Genomic DNA, 15,933 nt, shown 5'->3' with positions numbered 1-15,933 from the left:
TCGTCTAACGGGATCATCGACATCTTGACGTTCGATAGCTCGACCCCCGAACCGTCCGACTTCACCCGGATCTTGACGTTGTAGTCGACCACCCGCTTCACGGGCACACGGATCTTCATGAGAATCACTTTAGATTTCAGTTAGATTCATACACTCTAGGGTTTGCAGCATGCTGGCCGAGTATCGGATCCTTCGCCCCCGACTCGCGTACAAAGTTAAATGACGAGCCGAACCGTTCGTCGCGCAAAATGACCTGCAACAAATCTTCGGCCAAATCGCCAATGGGCGCGCAGTAGAATGGTTCGCTCCGGGATTCAATTGCGACCACTTTCCGCGCCATGATTGACATGAAGATCGATAGAAGCGTCAGGAAAGCAGAAAATCGCGACAAGATGCAGGGCTTGAACAGAGCTAACCTCGTCTAAGTTTCGATCTTGGGGTTTAAACGAGATACATTAGAGCACACCTTCGTCACGCAGCCTTGCCACATCATCAGCGGAAAGGTCGAGCCACTGCCCGTATACTTCGTCATTATGTTGACCGAGTAGCGGACTAGCTGCAATTGGGACACGATCCACTCCATGAAGCCTGATCGGTGTCGATGGTAAGACGACGCGACCAAGGTCGGGATCGTCGAACCATTCGAGCATTCCGCGAGCATGCATATGGGGATCGTTAACGACCTCTTTAAGGTCACGGACGGGCGCGGAGGGGACGCGGTGCTTTCGTGTTAATTCGAAAATCTCTGTTCTGGTCCTTTTCGACGTCCAATCTTCGACGACATTATCCGTATCAGCCAAATTCGAGACTCTAAGCTTATTTGTCATAAATCGGGGATCATTGCGGAGATCGTCTCGACGCATTGCCGCGATGAGGTTAGTCCAATGATCTTCGACAACGCAGATGATTGCAACAAAACCGTCAAGCGCGGCATAGACATTATAGGGTGCAAGGGCGAGGCCACCATGTCTATTTCCAACGCGGGGAGGAATCTCACCTTGAGTATTGTATAAAAGGCCCAAATTCGACGCTAATGTCGGATAGACTGCTTCCTCCATCGCTACCTCAACGAGCCGTCCAACACCGGTAATCGACCGCTCATATAGCGCGGTCATGACGCCGGCAAACAAATGCACACCACCGAGAAAGTCACAAATCGAAGGTCCGGCCCTTAGCGGTGGCCCGTCTGGCGTACCCGTGACGCTCATAATGCCGGCTACGGCCTGCACGGTCAGATCCATCGCGAGGTTATCGCGATCCGGCCCGGAGAGTCCGTATCCAGTTGCTGAAGCATAAATCAGACGTGGATTAATTTCGTGAAGTACTGACCACCCGACCCCAAGCCTGTCGAGCACACCCGGAGCATAATTCTCGACTAGGACGTCTGCCTTTCCGACAAGGCCAGCGAACAGATCGCGACCTCTTGATGTCTTCAGGTTGAGAGTGATGCCGCGCTTGTTCGTGTTCAACATGACCATCGGCAGTGAGGCTCCGCGGCCCACCTTGGCGCGAAGCCGCGACGGTTCCCCGTTCGGTGGTTCCACCTTAATGACATTTGCGCCAGCTTTAGCCATTAAAAACGAGGCATAGGGACCTTGATAGATCTGCCCAAGATCGAGGACATTGATTCCCGAAAGAGGCGTATTTGTAGCTCGTGTCATTACTTTCAATTATCCGACTTTCGTGATCAGTTCGCATCTTTCAGCATCTTGCGGGCAATTGTCATACGGTGGATCTCACTTGGTCCTTCGTAGACACGCATGACCCTGACTTTTTGCGCCATAAGATGAAGAGGCATCTCCTTGGTCAGCCCCATGGCTCCGAGCGACTGCATGGCGTGATCAATCACCTCTGCAGCCATCTCGGTGGCAAAAACCTTAATCATCGAGGCTTCGGTCCGTACGTCCTGCCCTCGATCCTGAAGTTGCGCTGCGTTGTCAACCATGAGACGGCACGCGTGAATCCGCGTCGCCGCGTCCGCGATCCACCACTGAATTGCTTGACGATCGGCAAGCTTAACCCCGAACGTAAAACGCTGCTCGGCATGTTCGATCATCATCTCGAGCGCACGGGTAGCCATGCCGATGCACCAAGCCCCAATCTGCAAACGCCTAATAGTCAACCGAAGCTGCATTGGCGCAAATCCGCCGCCGATTTTTCCTAGCAATTGCGCCCCAGAAATGCGGCAATCTTCGAAGGCCACTTCATAAGTGCGGTGACCGCCGAGCATGATTATCTCCCGAGTCACGTTAAAGCCCGACGTTCCCTTCTCGACAATAAATGCTGTAATGCCCTCGTGCCGCTTTCCACCGCCGATGCGTGCCATAACAATCGTAAAATCGGCATCGGCTACGCGGCTAATCCAAATCTTTCGTCCGTTAATGATCCAATCGTCGCCATCTCTCTCGGCGCGAGTCGTCATGCCGGCGGGGTCACCGCCAGCACCAGGCTCCGAAATGGCGATCGCAGCCTTCTTGCGCCCGTCGGCATAAGGAAGAAGATACTTCTCGCGCTGTTCGTCGTTCACGGTTGCGAGCAACATATGCATGTTAGGCGAATCCGGCGGGAACACGAAAGGCGTTATTGTCTTAGCAAGAGCTTCGTTAATCTTCATCCACACGACGTTGGGCAGATTCACACCGCCAAGCTCCGGAGGAGCATCAAGCGCCCAAAGGCCAAGGTCGCGGCATTTATCGAGAAGCGGTGTCTCCTCGTCCTCAGTTAGCGCCAGCCGCTCGCCACGAATTTCGCGCTGCAGGACAGCTGGCTCCATAGGCATGAGTTGCTCTTCGACGAACCGGTCGACCAGATCCAACACCATTTGATGCTCTTCCAGGAACTCATTATTCAAGTTCGGTCGCTCCTTCCGCGAGCTAAACGACAATTTAATTGGCCCATTACCGGCTGCTCGGTAACCAGAGCGCAATCTCCGGGAACGCGATCAGCGCCACAATCATCAACAGCATAGCGATGACAAATGCGGATGAGCCCACTATGACCTGATTAAAGCTACCACGATCACGTAGCGCTTGAATCACGTACAGGTTCAAACCGAAAGGTGGCGTTATCAGAGCTTTTTCCATAAGGATCACAAGGACGATTCCATACCAGATCGGATCGTATCCAAGCGCGACGACAATAGGAAAAATTAGAGGGGTAGTCGTGACCATCATGGAAAATGTTTCCATGACGCAGCCGAGCAAGATGTAGAAGATAATGATTGCTATCATCGTCCCAAGCTTGCCAAGACCAAGATTTTGGACAAACTCCGCGAGTTGTTGTGTTAACCCAATGGTAGATATCACAAAATTTAGAAAGGTTGCTGCGGCGATAATAAGCATCAAGATCGCATTTATGCGCATGGCATTTTCAAATGCGACACGCAACATCTGCCACGACAAGGTACGATTGGTTGCAGCCAATATGACAGCGCCCACAACACCCAGCGAGGAAGCTTCGGTGGGAGTGGCTAAGCCTCCATAGATCGATCCGATGACGAGCAAAAAGATGAACAACGGTGGCAAAAGGTCGGGAAGTGTACGTATACGCATCGCCCAACTCGTCTGAACCGGAGCTCCACCCCATTTTGGTCTAAAACGACAGGCGATGATCACGGTCACCGAAAACAACATCGCCAGGGCAAAACCGGGAACAAACCCCGCAAGGTAGAGTTTAGGAACGGACGTATCGGTTAACATCGCGTAGATGATCAAGTTGATCGAAGGCGGAATAAGAATTCCAAGCGTGCCGCCAGCGGCAAGCGTGCCGAGATAGAGAGCTTCATTATAGCGGTATTTATTCATCTCCGGCAGAGCGACCGTACCGATCGTTGCTGCCGTTGCGACGCTTGACCCCGACGTCGCCGCGAAAACGGTACAGGCTCCGATATTCGCATGCATGAGCCCGCCAGGGAGCCAAGCGAGCCACTGCGCAAGCGCGTTATACATTTTCGTAGCAACGCCCGAGCGCAGAATAATCTCACCAAGCAGAATAAACATGGGGATCGCTACTAATATTGCTTCCGTTGAGGATTGCCAGAACATCTCGCCCATCGCGAGATCTAGCGGCATAGGCGAAAACAAATTGCTGAAGAGCAAGCCCACCAGGCCGAGAACCGCCGCAACCGGTAGACTGAGCGCAATTAGCGCGAGGAGAAGAAAAAGACCAAACCCGAGCATTAGCGCCTCCCGCCCGTCGAGAGGCTTTGGAGATCATCAGCGACCTCCTCTTCTTGAGTCCTTATACCGCAGACACTGCGCACTGTCCTGAAGTCGCCTTTGGTGAGCGCGACAAGAGCCTTTATCAAGAGCAGTACGATCGCGATGGCAAAGCAAAACAATCCGATCAGCCACAGGCCTTGCGGAACAGATAACGGTGTTTGCAATGGCGTATTAGCGTGGGAATCAAATTGTATACTAGTCGCGAATACGACTGCCGATCGGTACGTCAGGAAACTAATAAAGACAGAAAACGCAATTAAAGAAAGGACATCAAGAATTGCTTTTGCACCATCAGACAGAAAAATATAGATCGCGTCAATCCGTATCTGATAACGCTCGAGAAGAGCGTAAGCCAGGGCCCAACTTGTGCTAATGGCAAATGCGTAGCTGGATAACTCATCAGAGCCGGCGAGCGTATAGCCGAAGAGTTTTCGGCAAATTACGTCGAAACTAACTACGAAAGCACAGCACAACATTAATCCGCCGCCGAGCCATGCCGCCCACCGAAAAACATTTCGACTTTGTACGATTAGTTGATCAAGCAACTGCATTTGTTTCCCCCCGTACCTGCCGACACCTAAATCGTGCCGGCAGGGGCGACATGACCTTAAGGCACGGCGATGTCGAGTTGCCTCCCGATCGTTTTGCCCCACTCCTGCGTGCACTCCTTGCCGCAACGCTGGGCCCAGCGTTTCACGACAAAGTTTTTCAGAATTTCTCCGCGTTGTTTGAGGTCTTCGGCCGAAGGCGCTTGATATGTCATATTACCGGGCTTGCCCAGCGTGCACGCTTTGCCGACGTTGCAGTCGAGACCTTCCTGATCTTCAAGCGCGATCCCCCTCCACATCCGATCCTCGTAGGCCTTCATCTCCGTGAGGATTAGGTTCTTCGTGCCTTGATCAAGATTATTCCAGGTTCGGAGATTGGCGAGGATCATCCCCATGCCGTATCCGACGCGCATGCCATAGATCGATTTGGCAACTTCGTACCACTTGCCGGCGAAAGCCGTGGATCCACCACCGATGCCGCAATCAATCGTGCCTTTCTCAAGCGCCGGGACGACCTCGGGGAAGGGAATCGTGACGCTGATGCCACCAACGCCTTCGACGAAGTCACCAAGGGTCGCCGAATACACACGGACCTTTTTGCCCTTCAAATCGGCTAGACTTTTGATCTCAGATCGGCAGAAGAACATCTGACTAGGATAAGGGTTCAGACCAAGCAATTTTACGCCGTGCTTCTTTTCAAGTAGCGGCTCAAGCACCTGCTTATAGGCCTCAGAGATCGCGCGTTGCGATTGGAAGTCTTGCGTCAAAGCGGCAAGATCCAAGCCTTCAAAAGCAGGGTTGTCACTAGCAACATACCCAATCACCACGTGCCCGAAATCGAAGACGCCCAAATTGAGCAGTCGCAGAATCTCAAACCCCTTCAAGCCGAGTTCCGTGTGCGGACGAATATCTGATTTTATTGCGCCACCTGACTTCTCAGTGAGTGTTTTGCTCCAAAACGGTTGCTCGTACTTCAGAAAGGGGGACAGATTTGCGAATGAACCAAGAACCTTGAAACTCTGTGGTCGCACCTTCTCTTGCGCCGAGACCATTGACACACTGAGCATGCCTAAGCCGAGGATGACAGCGCTTACGCATTTCAGCATTGCATACCAGATCCACATATTTTCCCTCCTCAGTTTGCGCGTACTTAGTTCGTTGGCCGTCGCTCAAGTTCCGGTAAATTTGGGGGAGCGCTTTTCGAGAAAAGAGCTCATGCCCTCCTTCCGGTCGTTGGTGCCGAACGCAGCCGCCGTCAACAACTGCTCAAAGATTAGGCTCGATTCCAAATCCAAATTCCGCCCGACATTGACAGCAACCTTGCTCAACCAGATGCTCAAGGGCGCCTGCTTGGCGTAATCATTGACGCGCGCCAAGGCAGCATCGAGTACATTGGCATGCGGCAGCACTTGCGTGACCAGGCCGATCTCAAGCGCTTTTTGCGCATCTATGAATTCGGCACTGAACAGAATGTCTTTGGCATGATCAGCACCAATGAGGCGAACGAGCCGTTGCGTACCCCCGGCACCCGCAACTGATCCGATCTTAGCGCTGGTTACAGCAAATTGCGCGTTGTCGCCGGCGATGCGCAAATCGCAAGCAAGCGCAAGCTCAAGACCGCCTGTTAGACAGTATCCACAAATTGCTGCGATAACCGGCTTGCGGCTGGACTCGATGGCCGCATTTGCTTCGCGGAAATTGTTCAGGAAGTCGATGACATTTGGCAACTCGGTTGTTTCCAACGCCTCATTGAGATCTGCACCCGTCGAAAAAATGTTCCCTTCGCCAACTATCACGATTCCGCGAACAGACAGATCGGCGTCTAGCTCGCGAACCGTTCGCGCGACTGCCTTAAGCAGCTCGCCACTCAACGAATTGCGCTTCTCCGGCCGATTCAAGGTTAGGATGGCGGCGGCGCCACGCTTTTCCACAAGCATAACTTCAGGATTCGCCATTGTATTTCTCCTTAACCAGGCATCGCATATCCGCCATTGACGCTAATCACCTGCCCAGTGACATGACGAGCGGCGTCGGAGGCCAGAAAGACGACCATGTTTGCAATGTCTTCCGTCCTGCCTATGCGGCGAAGTGGATAAAGGCGAAGGATCTTGCGTTCGCGTTCGCGGTACTTTTCTTCGCCAAGCCGTTCACGCTCCTTTTGCTCGACACTTTGTCGCAGAGGTGTATCGGTGCCGGCCGGAGCGATCGCATTGACATTGATATTATACTGCCCAAGCTCCTGCGCGAGCGATTTTGCCATGCCGATCACTGCGGATTTCGAGGCGGCGTAAGCGATTTCACGCGCTTGCCCGATGCGCCCGGCATCCGAGGCGATATTTACGATCTTCCCCGACTTACGCGATACCATGCCTTTGGCTACCACGTGGCAGCAGTTCAGCGCACCGTAAAAGCAAACCTTAATCTCGCGATCCCAATCTGCCGGACTTGTCTCGATGAAATCATGGTGACCGAGGAGAAGAGCCGCGTTATTGACGAGAATATCGACGCGCCCGAACTGCTCTTCGATCGCTTGAACACCCTTTTCTACCGCCCTGTAGTCAGTAATATCAAAAGGAGCTGACACAGCTTCGCCAGCTTCGGAATGGATTTGGCTCACGCTATCTTTAGTGAGGTCTAGATTAATATCATTTACCGCGACCTTTACGCCTTCGCGCGCGAGGCAAGATGCAATCATGCGGCCAATGCCTTGACCTGATCCAGTCACCAAGGCAGTTCGGCCGCGAAGTCCAGTATTCATTGCTCACTCTTTCCTTGTTGACCGCTGTGCGCTGTCTGGATTTGCAAAATCATTTAGCGGAGGCCCACCACGAACGATCTGACCTGGCGTTACGCTCATTTTGAAGGGCGATCCGGTCAATATGAGAGGCATACCGTCGACGTGCTGAATCTCGACGATCATATTTCGCTCTGCCATCCGCGGATCTTGCATGACGCCTTCAATGCTTCGCAACGGTGAGGCGGGAACACCGGCACTCTGACACATGTTGGCAATCGCCTCAGCGGCTTGGCCTTTCGTCCATGCCGCGACGCAAATGTTTACGGCATCTCGATTCGCAATACGGCCGGCTGTTGTTGACCATTCATGGCAGCCTCGCAAGCCAATCAGCTCGGCAAGGGACGCCCATTGCTGATCATCCTCGACCCCAATGAATACGTCATCTGTCGTCGTCGGATAATTATTATAAGGGACATAATACTGATGTTGATTACCCGTTCTCCTAATGTCGCCGTTCTGCCAGACCACCGGCCATAGCGACTGTGTCGTCGCGGCACAGACGTCGTGCATCGAAACATCGATCCATTGGCCTTCGCGCGTACGATTACGATTGTGCAAAGCGGCAAGAATCGGAATGCAAGCGAAAATAGGTCCGAGAATATCCGCTGCAGAAACCCCAATTTTCGTGGGCCTGTCCTCGCCAGTAACGGACATGATCCCAGACATCGCCTGAATCACGGTGTCGTAGGCGCGATTGCCGGCGTACGGTCCGACACGGCCGAAACCACTCACTGAGCAATAGACGAGCTCTGGATTGCTCTTGCTAAAGCTGTCGAACCCAAGACCAAGACGGTCAATCACGCCGGGACCTAGATTCTCTAGGTAAACATCAGCGCTATTGATCAGTTCGCGCGCGTGTTCAACTCCGGCGGGAGATTTTAAATCGAGCGAAATAGAATGCTTATTGGCGTTATAAAGATGAAAAGGATACGCAGTCCCGTTAAGTTGCGGTTGGTAATGGCGCATACCATCGCCTTCTAGCGATTCAAGCTTAATCACCTTCATGCCAAGCTCAGCCAGCAGCTTAGTAGCAAAGGGACCGGCCCCAAAGACGCCAGATTCAATGATCTTGATTTCACCGAGCTGCGGCGCGATGTTCAATTTCTTTGGCTTGCAATCGCGTAGCCGCTCGTTCAATTCTTCGCGCAGGCGAGTATTATCGGCACCGAGCCCTGGTCCACATTTGTCAATGACCCCTGGCGTCTTTGACATTTTACACAAAGGACCCGCAATCCGAACTTTACCGCCCGCGAGATCCGGAACATCGATCGCAGTTCGACGGAAACGGGTGTGCTTATCGTTGAGCATTTCCGAAATCGTAAAGATGCGGCCAACTGGCACCCCGATCTGATGCAACTGATTGATGACGTGGTCGGTCGACTGCGCACTCAGCCATTCGGCCACGATCTCATCGATCAACTCGACAGCATCCATACGCGCGCGGAGCGTGTCGTAAGGACCGCCCGTGAGATCCGGGCGCCCCATCAGATCATACAGACGCAGCCATTGAGCATCTGTGCTCGTGCACATCATGACCCAACTGTCCGCCGTGCGGTAAGCATTCCACGGCACACTGCTCAAATGGCGATTGCCCTGCCGCGTTGGCGCTCCGCCTGTCATAAAGTATTTAGGCAGCCACAGCAGTAGCAAGGTCATCAGGCAGTCGCACGATGACATATCGATTGTCTGACCTCGGCCAGAATAATCGCGATGAAGCAGTGCTGCGAGAATAGCGGTGACGACATAGAAGGCGCCGACATGATCGGCCAACCCGCAGCCAGCGCGCGTCATCTGACCGGATGGAAAGCCGGTTGTCGCGATAATCCCCGCAGAAGCCTGTATGACTCCGTCGCAACCAGACTTCCAATCTGTTCGCGGACTTAGGCCGAAGGGCGTCAACGTGGCAAAAATCAGGTCCTCACGATTAACCCCTTCAACTTCGGAAAATCCGAAACTCACGCCATCACTCAGGATAACGTCGGCAGCCGCAGCAAGATCAAGCAGAAATTGCCGACCGTTGCTGCTATCGGGGTCCACCACAATCGAACGCTTGCCAGCGCATACCGAATGCCAAATCCAACTCTGTCCATCGCTGTGGAGCGGACCCGCGCGTCGCAATGAGTCACCGGCCGGTTCCTCAATCTTAACAACAGTCGCCCCAAGTTCAGCAAGGACGCGACCAGCAATCGAGATCGGCCAACCAGAGCCTACCTCGATGACGAAAATGTCGTCCAGCGCGCGCTTCATCACGACGAAGTCCGGGTCAGTTGGGCCAGGCCTTGAAAATCGCGCGACGCTGGATTTCGTTGGTTCCGGCAAAAATCTGAAAGACCTTCGCATCGCGCATGAGCATCTCGCAGGGATTTCCCTTAATGTAGCCGTAGCCACCAAACATTTGCACGGCCTCGACGGTGACCGACATGGCAACATCGCTTGCGTAAAGTTTTGACATGGCCGCCAGGCGCCGCGCGTTCGCTGAACCCTGTCCCTCTGCTTTGATTATGTTCGCCGTCCGATAAACAAGTGATCTTGCCGCCTCGATATTCGTGGCCATATCGGCAAACTTAAACTGCAATCCTTGAAACTCCGCGATCTTACGACCGAATTGCACACGCTCATTTGCATAGCGATAAGCGTGATCCAATGCGCCTTGAGCAAGACCAACGCATGATGCCGCAAGCGTAACGCGGCTGACGTTCTGGCTTTCCATTGCGAGAGCCAGTCCCTCACCTTCCTGCCCGATTCGATTCTCAACCGGCACCTCCAAGTCGGTGAGCGTGATCTCAGCCAGCGCGCAGCCCCTAGTGCCCATTTTGTCTTCGAGCCGACTAACTGTGAGGCCCGGTGCATTCGCATCGGTGACAAAGGCCGTCGTCCCGCGCGAGCCAGCACCCTGATCAGTCGCTGCGACAATCACATACACGGACGACACGCCACCGTTCGTTATGAAGCACTTTGTTCCGTTGATAATATAACGGTCTCCCTTGCGTACCGCCGTCGTCTCTAGATGACCTGCATCGGATCCGCCGCGCGGCTCCGTGAGACAGTAAGATCCAACTGTCGGCTTCTCGATCCATCGCTGAAGAAATCGACCACCAATGTTCGACGGCCTCGCCGTCAGAACATTCACGGCCGCCCAGTTTGCGACTGTCATCACGGCAATTGCGGGTGAAACGCTGCCAAGCGCTTCAGTCGCGAGACAGCAGGTAACCGGGTCAAGCCCCACTCCGCCGGCAGACTCAGGATGGCACATCGTCAGAACGCCAAGCTCCTGAAGTAGCGGCAGAATCGTGTCAGGAAGAACGTCCGTACGATCCATCTCGACTGTCTTCGGAAAGATCGCTTGTTGAGCAGCACTTACAACCGCATCTCTAAAGAGCCCTTGCTCCGCGGTTATTCCAGGCACATCCATGAGCGTATCCCCCAAGACTAGAGCAAAGCCTACCCGCTTCAGGGAAGACCGTTTCGATCATCAGCCGCGTTTGGTGGCGGCCAAAAATTCTTGTTTTCCGCATCCGAACTGACGACTGCCTGTATTTCACCAAACGCAACGCCATTTCACTAGGCAATCTCCGTCATCTGGTGCAGAATGTCAATTCGGCCTGATTGATTGGAATTTGGATCACTGACGAAAGGCAAGTGACATGCAGAAATATGAGGACTTGATTTACGAAACCCGAAACGGGGCAGCCACGATTACCATCAATCGGCCGGAACGAATGAACGCGTTACGAACGAAAACATTCGTCGAGCTACTCGAAGCCGTTCACTGCGCGGCATGGGATAAGGAGGTCCGCGCCATCGTGCTGACCGGCGCAGGCTCGCGTGCATTCTGCGTCGGCGGCGATACTGGCGAGAAAAAAAACAACCGTGTTGCGCGCGGAATTATCGGGGTGCCGCTGGAAGAATTGCACAGCGCTCTTCGCGATGCCCCAAAACCGACGATAGCTAAGGTCCGTGGTTTTGCTATTGGCGGCGGAAACGTTCTCGCGACGGTTTGCGATTTAACTATTGCCGCCAAAGGAGCCGTGTTCGGTCAGGTCGGTCCGAAGGTGGGTTCGGTCGATCCCGGCTGGGGAACCGCATATCTAAGTCGCATCATCGGTGAGAAGAAAGCACGGGAAATCTGGTTTATGTGTCGACGCTATACAGCCGATGAAGCCCTCGCAATGGGACTCGTAAATAAGGTTGTACCGGACGAAGAACTCGACGCCCAGGTCGAATTGTGGTGCCAGGAGATCAAGGACAAAAGTCCAACCGCGCTTGCGATCGCAAAACGTTCCTTTAACGCTGACAGCGAGAATATTCGCGGGATTGGCGCACTCGGTTTTCAAGCCGTCGCTCTTTACTACGGCACTGAAGAGCAGAAGGAGCAATCCGCATCGTTCGCCGAGAAACGAAGACCCGTCCATTCGAGGTGAAGTATATGCCGCCACGCATGCCATTACCACCATCGACGGATCAATTCATGCAAACCGAACAAACTGACTTGACGGTGGAGCGAACTGCTCACGTTGCAACTGTCACTATGCGACGCCCGCCTCACAATTACTTCGATCAATCATTGATCTTCCGTATCGCCAAATCACTAGAAGCACTCGACCAGAATCCAGATTGCCGCGCCATCGTGCTTGCATCGCAAGGCAAGTCCTTTTGTGCCGGCTCTGATTTTTCGAAACGAAAGGACCTCAGCCGCGCTCCTGAGACGAGTGGCGAACACATCTACAAGTCCGCGGGCCGCCTTTTTCGGATGCGTAAGCCCGTGATCGCAGCTGTTCATGGGCCCGCCATAGGTGGCGGATTGGGGCTCGCGCTGGCTGCCGACTTTCGAGTGACCTGCCCGGAGGCTCGATTTTCGGCAAATTTTAACCGCCTTGGTCTCCACCCTGGTTTCGGCCTGTCTATAATGCTTCCTAAAGTCGTAGGCGATCAACGCGCAGCATTGCTCTTCTACACTGGGCGCCGCATCAACGGCGAGGAGGCAGCTCGAATTGGCCTCGCCGATATCCTGGTGCCGCAAGTGAAAGTGTTGGAGACGGCGCAAACGTTAGCCGAGGAGATTGCGCAATCTGGTCCTCTCGCCGTGCAGTCGACGCGCGAAACGCTGCGCCGCGGGCTTGCCGATGCTGTGTCCATGGCGATCGAACGCGAATGCACCGAGCAAGAGTGGCAACGTGGCACAGCTGATTTCCGTGAAGGCGTTAAGGCCATGTCCGAGCGTCGGCCGCCGCAATTCACTGGCGCGTGACAAACAGTAGGGCAGAACATGGAAGATGACGTCGGTTTCCGACAGTGGCTCGGAGTGCAATACCGCGAGGTGTCGGATGAACGTGCGGTTATTGCAATTCCGCTGACCGCCCAAAAGCGAAACATACGGGGTGTTGCCCACGGCGGTGTTGTCGCCTCGCTCCTTGATATCGCCATGGGAACGGTCGCTTCTGGCGGAAATTATCTCAATCGAAGGCGACTTGTCGTAACTCTCGAAATGAAAGTCAATTACTTGGCTCCCGGGAAGGGCGATGAACTGGTGGCGATTGCAGAGACGATCCGTGGCGGCAGTCGGACGGTCATAACAAGATGTGATGTATTTACGGACAGGGGGGAAATATGCGCTACCGGCCTAGGCACCTTTATCGTCCGCCGACCACACAACAACGACCCAATTCATCTGCGCGACCCAACAACAGGCATTGATGCTGGCGCCGATGACTATTGAAATGGGCTTGCTGCCTAGACCTCCTTAGCCATAATCCCTCTCACTCCTCCAGGCCGACAGAGCAACGGGTAGCATCGCATCATGGTGTGCATTACGAATTTAGCTGGAACGTCAAAAAAGGTTCCGTGAATGCGTGAGTATTCCATGAATGTCCGCCCATCCGCACTAAATGGCTGCAATAGAGCGTCATCGATACCATTGAACTCAAGAACATTCACGTCGAGTTTGCGGCAAAGCGCAGCATCAAACGTCGGCGTCGCCTTGACCCAGCGTCGATCGAGATATAGTTCTACGTACCCATGCAGAACAAAAATGTCTGTGCGAGTCATGTTTAGTAGGCGCGCCGTCGCCAAATGATTGCGAACGTCGGCAAGTCCGATGCGAGCAGGGATTTCGGCCGCGCGACATAACGCGCAGAAAAGTGCGGACTTGCCAACACAATAACCTTTACCCTGTGCGAGAACCGCGCTCGCCCGATAGGTGCTCAAGTCCGTATAGTCGACGTACGGATCATATCTGACCTCGTCCCGTACGCAGCGATAAAGAATGTGCGCTTTCTCAACGTCGGTGCCGAGATGACCAACTCGCGTTTGGACAAATTGGTAGATAGATCGATGATCGCTATCGATATACTCAGCTGCAGCAAGAAAAATATCGTTTATTTCAATCTGCGGATCCATGGTGCACACTTCAATCTGTTGTTGTCATAGTGATAGACGTGCCAGATAGCTACGGCTTCGGTCAATGGCCTTCCTCAGTGGGAATACACTAGATTGGGCTTTGAGTTCTCGGGAGAGAGTCGCGATGCGCTCCTTTAAGCCAGTAATAGCCTTCCTGCGTGGCCTTGAAATCCTGCGAATCGTCAACGCTGAAAAGGCCGCAACAATTCGGGCAATTCATGCTCAGACAAAATTCGATAAGGCCACGATTCTGCGCATGTTGGAAACACTTGAGCACGGAGGGTACGTCATCCGTGACGCGGAGAGTCCTGTCTATTATGCTACCGCGCGAACTCTCAGCCTTAGCCAAGGCTTCGACCGTCATTTGTGGATGGGACGCATTGCCGAACCGGTGCTTGGGCGGTTTCGTAACGAGATAGGTTGGCCATCGGATCTTGCCATCTGTGATACAGACCAAATGATCGTGGTACAGACAACGAGAAACCAAGGTCCGTTGTCGTTCAACCGCAGGCCCGGCTTTCGCGCACCGGTCCTCGCTACTTCACTTGGGCGCGCGTACCTCGCATTCTGTGACAATGATGAACGTGAGCGCACACTCGAGCACATCATCCAGAGATCGGACCGCTGGAATGAGCTCGCCCGCCATCCTAGAAAGCTAAAACAAATGCTGGATCAAGTCCGCTCCCGCGGCTTCGGCGTGATGGACGAGGAGTACAGTGAGCGCATTTACTCAGGGTCCATCTGGGCAATGGCGGTTCCCGTACGGACGAAAACCAAGGTATTTGGGGCAATGAATATAATGATGCTGTCGAGCGTTGTATCGCCACAAGAAGGCGTCAGAAAATACCTGGAGCCTTTGCAACGAGCCGCCGACCAACTCGCCGACGTACTTGATAGCGGCCGAACAAATAATGACGACCATGCAATCGATCGTGCCTCCATTAAGGGCGCCTCGTCGGCCAGCATCAAACGCGCAAAGACCGCTAGAGTCTGAACCATAAGGGGCGCCGAGGGACGCGTCTCCGCCTGGCGTTCGGCCGCCGTCGCGTTTTAACATTGAAAAATGAAAGAGCATTTCTTATGTTGAAACTCGATGCACTGCTGACGCTTTGCTTCCCAAACAGAAATGCCAGCGGCGCAATTACATAAAGTTGGTGGCCGAGACGACGTCGATCCAGGCTATCCATCGCAGTAAACATTGCCAACCAAGAGAATTGGGAGCGATTTGGATAGCACTTCTAGCCGAACGTCAGGGCGACTTCTATCTATCAAGATACTTTCGAAGTTGTCCCGACATCTGGCGTAAAGCCGTCCAGCGCGTGGCTTCGCGGCGGGGCAAACGCATCGCGGCGGTCGCAACTGCACGAAAGCTGGCGATGATCATCTGGCACATGCTGACGAAGGGCACCGACTACATCTGGATGAGACCCGCGCTGCTGGCACGGAAGTTCCGAAGCATTGAGCTGCACGCCGGCCTGCCAACCAGCCATGCCAAGCGCGGTTCAGCCTACGACTACAATATCCCAGAGAAGCGGGCCGAGGAACGAAACCGCGTCGAAGCTGCCGAGCAGAATTACGCGAACTTCGCATCACGGTGGCGAACGAAGCCTCGAACCAAAAAGAAGTACTCTCTTGCAACATAAGGCTTGTCTACAACATCCGTATCAGTCGGCTTGCCGGGCCGGAGAAGTCGAGTGTGACGCCGCGTTGATAGGCCCACAGATCGAGATCACGCGAGACGAACTCGATGCCCTGGTCGACACGGATCGCTGCCGGGAGCCGTAGCGCACCCGCGTTGCCGCCATCTCTTTGATGCGTTCGGTGAGTTGTGCCTGCCCGGCTCGACGAGAGCGGTAGTGGTAGGTCGACCGATCGACCGGCAATGCACGGCAAGCACGTCGAATGCTCACCCGCCAGGTCGCTCGCGCATGCTCTACCAGTTGACACTTCCGGGCAGGCTTCACAGCTTTCG

At 54.0% G+C, this 15,933-nt stretch carries 15 protein-coding genes and 2 pseudogenes; 5 read left to right on the top strand and 12 right to left on the bottom strand.

Translation table 11 applies throughout. The annotated features are described in order from the left end of the window. The 10 genes and pseudogenes from AB7F49_RS32250 to AB7F49_RS32205 form a co-directional block, all read right to left on the bottom strand. Nucleotides 1–119: pseudogene (locus AB7F49_RS32250) on the bottom strand (electron transfer flavoprotein subunit beta/FixA family protein); the annotation flags it as partial. A gap of 336 nt (nt 120–455) precedes the next feature. Then, nucleotides 456–1,661, bottom strand: coding sequence for a CaiB/BaiF CoA transferase family protein (locus tag AB7F49_RS32245; protein ID WP_428529926.1), 1,206 nt, complete (start codon nt 1,659–1,661; stop codon nt 456–458). A gap of 26 nt (nt 1,662–1,687) precedes the next feature. After that, nucleotides 1,688–2,851 (bottom strand): acyl-CoA dehydrogenase family protein, encoded by a 1,164-nt coding sequence (locus AB7F49_RS32240; protein WP_428529925.1) that lies wholly within the window; start codon nt 2,849–2,851, stop codon nt 1,688–1,690. Nucleotides 2,852–2,897: 46 nt separating this feature from the next. Further along, nucleotides 2,898–4,178: a TRAP transporter large permease gene (locus AB7F49_RS32235; RefSeq protein WP_428529924.1), complete on the bottom strand. Its 1,281-nt coding sequence runs from the start codon at nt 4,176–4,178 to the stop codon at nt 2,898–2,900. Next, a complete protein-coding gene (locus AB7F49_RS32230) occupies nt 4,178–4,771 on the bottom strand; it encodes a TRAP transporter small permease subunit (protein WP_428529923.1) in 594 nt (197 codons plus the stop codon). The genes AB7F49_RS32235 and AB7F49_RS32230 overlap by 1 nt, the downstream gene beginning before the upstream one ends. 56 nt (nt 4,772–4,827) lie before the next feature. Further along, nucleotides 4,828–5,892 carry a TRAP transporter substrate-binding protein gene (locus AB7F49_RS32225; RefSeq protein ID WP_428529922.1) on the bottom strand — a complete coding sequence of 355 codons (1,065 nt, stop codon included), beginning with the start codon at nt 5,890–5,892 and terminating at the stop codon, nt 4,828–4,830. Between the two features lie 45 nt (nt 5,893–5,937). Further along, nucleotides 5,938–6,723, bottom strand: coding sequence for an enoyl-CoA hydratase/isomerase family protein (locus AB7F49_RS32220; protein ID WP_428529921.1), 786 nt, complete (start codon nt 6,721–6,723; stop codon nt 5,938–5,940). An 11-nt stretch (nt 6,724–6,734) separates the two neighbouring features. Continuing rightward, nucleotides 6,735–7,526, bottom strand: a complete 792-nt coding sequence (locus tag AB7F49_RS32215) for an SDR family NAD(P)-dependent oxidoreductase (RefSeq protein WP_428529920.1) — start codon at nt 7,524–7,526, stop codon at nt 6,735–6,737. Between the two features lie 3 nt (nt 7,527–7,529). Next, entirely contained in the window at nt 7,530–9,812 is a 2,283-nt protein-coding gene (locus tag AB7F49_RS32210; protein WP_428529919.1) for a CaiB/BaiF CoA transferase family protein, read from the bottom strand. A 16-nt stretch (nt 9,813–9,828) separates the two neighbouring features. After that, nucleotides 9,829–10,977 (bottom strand): acyl-CoA dehydrogenase family protein, encoded by a 1,149-nt coding sequence (locus AB7F49_RS32205; RefSeq protein ID WP_428529918.1) that lies wholly within the window; start codon nt 10,975–10,977, stop codon nt 9,829–9,831. Nucleotides 10,978–11,209: 232 nt separating this feature from the next. Between AB7F49_RS32205 and AB7F49_RS32200 the strand changes: the two genes are divergently transcribed. Genes AB7F49_RS32200 through AB7F49_RS32190 form a run of 3 tightly spaced genes read left to right on the top strand, consistent with a single transcriptional unit; the run spans nt 11,210 to nt 13,281 of the window. Continuing rightward, on the top strand, nt 11,210–11,986 hold the full coding sequence (locus AB7F49_RS32200; protein WP_428529917.1) for an enoyl-CoA hydratase-related protein: 777 nt from the start codon (nt 11,210–11,212) through the stop codon (nt 11,984–11,986). A 47-nt stretch (nt 11,987–12,033) separates the two neighbouring features. After that, nucleotides 12,034–12,813: an enoyl-CoA hydratase/isomerase family protein gene (locus tag AB7F49_RS32195; protein ID WP_428529916.1), complete on the top strand. Its 780-nt coding sequence runs from the start codon at nt 12,034–12,036 to the stop codon at nt 12,811–12,813. Nucleotides 12,814–12,831: 18 nt separating this feature from the next. Next, the gene (locus tag AB7F49_RS32190; RefSeq protein ID WP_428529915.1) at nt 12,832–13,281 is read left to right on the top strand and encodes a PaaI family thioesterase; all 450 of its coding nucleotides are present in this window, start codon (nt 12,832–12,834) and stop codon (nt 13,279–13,281) included. Nucleotides 13,282–13,295: 14 nt separating this feature from the next. On the opposite strand, the gene AB7F49_RS32185 is transcribed toward AB7F49_RS32190, so the two are convergent. After that, a complete protein-coding gene (locus tag AB7F49_RS32185) occupies nt 13,296–13,961 on the bottom strand; it encodes a transglutaminase-like domain-containing protein (protein ID WP_428529914.1) in 666 nt (221 codons plus the stop codon). Between the two features lie 124 nt (nt 13,962–14,085). Between AB7F49_RS32185 and AB7F49_RS32180 the strand changes: the two genes are divergently transcribed. Together AB7F49_RS32180 and AB7F49_RS32175 are read left to right on the top strand one after the other, a co-directional pair. Beyond that, a complete protein-coding gene (locus AB7F49_RS32180) occupies nt 14,086–14,955 on the top strand; it encodes an IclR family transcriptional regulator domain-containing protein (RefSeq protein WP_428529913.1) in 870 nt (289 codons plus the stop codon). 160 nt (nt 14,956–15,115) lie between these two features. Then, nucleotides 15,116–15,604, top strand: a complete 489-nt coding sequence (locus AB7F49_RS32175) for a hypothetical protein (RefSeq protein ID WP_428529927.1) — start codon at nt 15,116–15,118, stop codon at nt 15,602–15,604. A 5-nt stretch (nt 15,605–15,609) separates the two neighbouring features. On the opposite strand, the pseudogene AB7F49_RS32170 reads toward AB7F49_RS32175, so the two are convergent. After that, nucleotides 15,610–15,933, bottom strand: a pseudogene (locus AB7F49_RS32170) (DDE-type integrase/transposase/recombinase); the annotation flags it as partial.

This window comes from Pseudorhodoplanes sp., from assembly GCF_050250235.1.
In the GTDB taxonomy this organism is placed as follows: Bacteria; Pseudomonadota; Alphaproteobacteria; order Rhizobiales; family Xanthobacteraceae; genus Pseudorhodoplanes.
Note: the sequence above shows the minus strand (reverse complement) of the source record. Positions and strands in the feature narration are given on the sequence as shown.

Bases quoted from the DNA above. Each gene is read 5' to 3' on its own strand.
- AB7F49_RS32180 (WP_428529913.1), top strand. From the start codon at position 14,086: ATGCGCTCCTTTAAGCCAGTAATAGCCTTCCTGCGTGGCCTTGAAATC.
- AB7F49_RS32190 (WP_428529915.1), top strand. From the start codon at position 12,832: ATGGAAGATGACGTCGGTTTCCGACAGTGGCTCGGAGTGCAATACCGC.
- AB7F49_RS32185 (WP_428529914.1), bottom strand. From the start codon at position 13,961: ATGGATCCGCAGATTGAAATAAACGATATTTTTCTTGCTGCAGCTGAG.
- AB7F49_RS32245 (WP_428529926.1), bottom strand. From the start codon at position 1,661: ATGACACGAGCTACAAATACGCCTCTTTCGGGAATCAATGTCCTCGAT.
- AB7F49_RS32235 (WP_428529924.1), bottom strand. From the start codon at position 4,178: ATGCTCGGGTTTGGTCTTTTTCTTCTCCTCGCGCTAATTGCGCTCAGT.
- AB7F49_RS32195 (WP_428529916.1), top strand. From the start codon at position 12,034: ATGCAAACCGAACAAACTGACTTGACGGTGGAGCGAACTGCTCACGTT.
- AB7F49_RS32230 (WP_428529923.1), bottom strand. From the start codon at position 4,771: ATGCAGTTGCTTGATCAACTAATCGTACAAAGTCGAAATGTTTTTCGG.
- AB7F49_RS32205 (WP_428529918.1), bottom strand. From the start codon at position 10,977: ATGGATGTGCCTGGAATAACCGCGGAGCAAGGGCTCTTTAGAGATGCG.
- AB7F49_RS32225 (WP_428529922.1), bottom strand. From the start codon at position 5,892: ATGTGGATCTGGTATGCAATGCTGAAATGCGTAAGCGCTGTCATCCTC.
- AB7F49_RS32215 (WP_428529920.1), bottom strand. From the start codon at position 7,526: ATGAATACTGGACTTCGCGGCCGAACTGCCTTGGTGACTGGATCAGGT.
- AB7F49_RS32220 (WP_428529921.1), bottom strand. From the start codon at position 6,723: ATGGCGAATCCTGAAGTTATGCTTGTGGAAAAGCGTGGCGCCGCCGCC.
- AB7F49_RS32210 (WP_428529919.1), bottom strand. From the start codon at position 9,812: ATGAAGCGCGCGCTGGACGACATTTTCGTCATCGAGGTAGGCTCTGGT.
- AB7F49_RS32200 (WP_428529917.1), top strand. From the start codon at position 11,210: ATGCAGAAATATGAGGACTTGATTTACGAAACCCGAAACGGGGCAGCC.